Origin of the sequence: Bartonella sp. OC68QHHN (assembly GCF_042193875.1) — a bacterium.
GTDB classification, from domain to species: domain Bacteria; phylum Pseudomonadota; class Alphaproteobacteria; order Rhizobiales; family Rhizobiaceae; genus Bartonella; species Bartonella grahamii_A.
In genome coordinates, this window is sequence record NZ_JBHIME010000076.1 from 1 (window position 1) to 3118 (window position 3118).

A 3118-nucleotide genomic window follows, 5' to 3' on the forward strand; every position below is an offset into this window, starting at 1 on the left:
ATTTCATCAGAATTTATAAGAATTGGATTTTCCATAATTTCTCCTCCCTAACGCCTCTTGGCAATTGTTTGTGTGTGGTTTATGGAATATATATTTCATTTTTAATGAAAAATGTCAATAATAAATTTCATAAAATATGAAATATTCTGCATATGGAGGCTAATAGTGGATGAAGAAATGCTAAAAAAACTTTGGAATTATGGGGATAAAAAGGTGATAGCTGCTATTATTTTTTGTCTGATTGGCCAGAATTCTGAAGAATCGTTAAAACAGCTTGCTGAACTTCAGGTTTTGCTTGATAAAAAAGACTAACAAATTGTCCAGACCCCTCGATTAAAAAAGGTGGGACCTCGCCAATAAAATTAATAATTTTTATTAATTCATCTGCCTTTATCGAGCGGTTTGTGCCCGAGTTATTTAATATGCTGGTAAGAGTGGAAGGCAATACACCTAAATGCTTAGCCAGCATTTTTTTGCTGCCGTGTCCTTTTTTTACTAATTGCTCATTAAGCCATAATCTTAACTGTTCACGTTCCATATAATTAAATTCTTTCAGATTGAGTGAAAAATCAATTCAATAAATTCTGAATTTTTACTATTGATAAAATTCATAATTTATGAAATTATACTATTATGAAACAAGAGCCAGCATATACGCTTATAAAATATTTAGGGGGTGTCACAAAGGTTGCACGCATTTTACATAAATGTAAAGGCGCTGTTTATCGTATAACCTACTCCAAGAAAAAAGGCGGTGCCGGTGGGTTGTTTCCTTCAACTTATCAGGCACAACTACTCACTTATGCTCAACGGCACAACATTGATTTGCAACCTGAAGATTTTTTCTATCCTAAGCGTTTGCAAGATTTGATGAAAGAAGAAAAAGCAACGCTCTCAACGCCTTCTTTTGTCAAGGGTTCCACTGTTTGCATGAAGCCATGTGAACAAAATGAAATGTTGCAATCTCAATATGAAGAAAAGAACAAACATCAACAGCATCCTTCACACTCTTAAAGAAGAAAGATCATGAGAAACGGAATATTGAAGAAACTCTACACACGGATTTGTAGATTAATCGGTTGCAATATGAAAATTGAGAATGGAGATAAGTTTGTGAAAGAATTTATACAAATACCGGATCGTGATTGTAGCATAGAAGATCTTATAAAACGACATAGAACTCATACAAAAGTTCTTGCAAAACAAGAAGAATGGCATAAGTCACAATTTGATAGTTGGATGAGATGGCATGAAGCAACTCTTGCAGAGCGAGATAAGTCAATTGAACAACAGCAAGTAGTACTTGAAAACCTATCCTCTTTAATTAAGCAAAAAAATGAAACGCTATACAGCCAAAGGCTAAAATTAGCTTCACAGATGAAAGTTATTGATGAATTAAATAATAAAATCACTGAGTTAATCAACAAAAAAGAAGAACCGAGATTGATCGATTTTATTTTTGCAGGAGAATGCTTTTAATTTTGGCATCAAAAAAACCACAAATGAGGATTATCAGCCAAAAAGGAATATTCAGGGCCAAATTCATCATATGTATCTTTTGAGCGTGGATATGAGGCCCAAAAATGAACAGTGAATGTTTCCTCTGGGTTAACAATCGAAGTGTGGTCAAGTGTAAAATTTGCAATGTTGCGGGAATTAGGCTTACGGCAGCTAATTATGAAATCTAAAAAAGTGTAGCATCTAGCACGTATAATAAAAAAATTCAAAGCGAACTCTGATGAAGCATTTGATTTTATATTTTGGGGACATAAAGCAATGAGTTTTGGAGTTGTTCTTTTAATAACGAGGTCTTCACCTAAAGTTTTAGATGGCCATCCAACGAAAGGGCAAGCATTTTTAACAAACTTAAAGGGACTTTTTTTCGATATGCGTATATTCCTTATCATTATATCTTCTCTAGTAAGATTTTTAATGCACAATTTCACCCTAACGCGTGAAGTGCCTTCATATTTTTGTGGGAAGAATACTGCCTTCAATTTTAAATATGGTCCCAAATCCCGTGCTTTTTTATCTTCTAATAGAATAGCTGTCTGGGTTTCTGATGCTATAGTTTGTCGTTGGAAGATTTTAAGTTGTTTTTTTAAGCTTCGTTGTTGCACAAAAAGTGTCACCATTCCAGTAACTATCGTAGCAATGATAGGAGCAATCGTAAGATTATCACTTATCCAGTGCAGCAAAAATACAGCACTATCATTTATCCGGTGCAATAAAAATACAACCTTATCAACTACCCATTCTTGCATCATAACTCCCCCCCCCCCCTTTTTTAGAATCACCGAGAGGTTACTTTTTCATAAACATTTTTTCAAGACAAGCAATCACAACACGCTCTGTCATAACACACATATAAATACGTAGAGCCTTAAGGGGGGATTATGATCACTCACGCACAAACCATTTTATGTCTTGATCTAGGGACTAAGACAGGCTGGGCGATATGTTCCAAAGGGCATACGCCTAAAGACGACAACGAAGCAGATGCTTTAGCAATTTTATATTTAATAAAAGAAGGGGATGCGCATGTCTAATGCAATGNACGCCTAAAGACGACAACGAAGCAGATGCTTTAGCAATTTTATATTTAATAAAAGAAGGGGATGCGCATGTCTAATGCAATGCCATGGATAAGATTCCATTTGTATGACTGGATAAGTGGTACAGATGGAATGACGTTAGAGCAAAGGGGCGCTTATATGACGCTTCTCGTTCGCATGTACGATAAAAAAGCACCAATTAAAGAAGATTTTGAAACGCTTGCACGTGCTTGCAATTGCTCGCAGAAAAAATTTGCAACTCTTGTCGAATATCTCATGAGGAATGATAAACTTGTTGAGACAGATAATGGATTGTGGAATACGCGCGTTGAAGAAGAGCTAAAAGATTTTTCTGATAAAAAAGAGCACATATCGCAAGTTCGTAGTGAAGCTGGTAAAAAAGGTGCACAAGCAAAAAATAATACAAAACAACATGTTAATAATTTTGCTGAAGCAAATGACAAGCAAAACGTTTTTTTTGCTGAAGCAAATGCTAAGCAAAATCAAGCTATAAAGAACCAGAATAAGAATATATATAAAAAAACTAAAACTATCGTTTTAGC

Annotated in this window: 6 protein-coding genes; 4 read left to right on the forward strand and 2 right to left on the reverse strand. The window is 34.9% G+C overall.

Annotated features, from left to right (window positions below):
• Positions 1-226: 226 nt before the first annotated feature.
• Entirely contained in the window at positions 227-538 is a 312-nt protein-coding gene (locus tag ACFIJ0_RS08295) for an XRE family transcriptional regulator (RefSeq protein WP_375620609.1), read from the reverse strand.
• Positions 539-633: 95 nt separating this feature from the next.
• Here ACFIJ0_RS08295 and ACFIJ0_RS08300 point away from each other — a divergent pair, with 95 nt between their 5' ends.
• Together ACFIJ0_RS08300 and ACFIJ0_RS08305 are read left to right on the forward strand one after the other, a co-directional pair.
• The gene (locus ACFIJ0_RS08300) at positions 634-1014 is read left to right on the forward strand and encodes a hypothetical protein (RefSeq protein WP_375661458.1); all 381 of its coding nucleotides are present in this window, start codon (positions 634-636) and stop codon (positions 1012-1014) included.
• Positions 1015-1086: 72 nt separating this feature from the next.
• Positions 1087-1479, forward strand: coding sequence for a hypothetical protein (locus ACFIJ0_RS08305; protein WP_375645272.1), 393 nt, complete (start codon positions 1087-1089; stop codon positions 1477-1479).
• Between the two features lie 8 nt (positions 1480-1487).
• Here ACFIJ0_RS08305 and ACFIJ0_RS08310 read toward each other — a convergent pair whose 3' ends face one another.
• Positions 1488-2267 (reverse strand): hypothetical protein, encoded by a 780-nt coding sequence (locus ACFIJ0_RS08310; protein WP_375643984.1) that lies wholly within the window; start codon positions 2265-2267, stop codon positions 1488-1490.
• 129 nt (positions 2268-2396) lie between these two features.
• Here ACFIJ0_RS08310 and ACFIJ0_RS08315 point away from each other — a divergent pair, with 129 nt between their 5' ends.
• Together ACFIJ0_RS08315 and ACFIJ0_RS08320 are read left to right on the forward strand one after the other, a co-directional pair.
• Positions 2397-2549: a hypothetical protein gene (locus ACFIJ0_RS08315; RefSeq protein WP_375643985.1), complete on the forward strand. Its 153-nt coding sequence runs from the start codon at positions 2397-2399 to the stop codon at positions 2547-2549.
• Positions 2550-2624: 75 nt separating this feature from the next.
• Positions 2625-3118 (forward strand): YdaU family protein (locus tag ACFIJ0_RS08320; protein WP_375643983.1); only part of this gene is annotated, 494 nt, incomplete at its 3' end.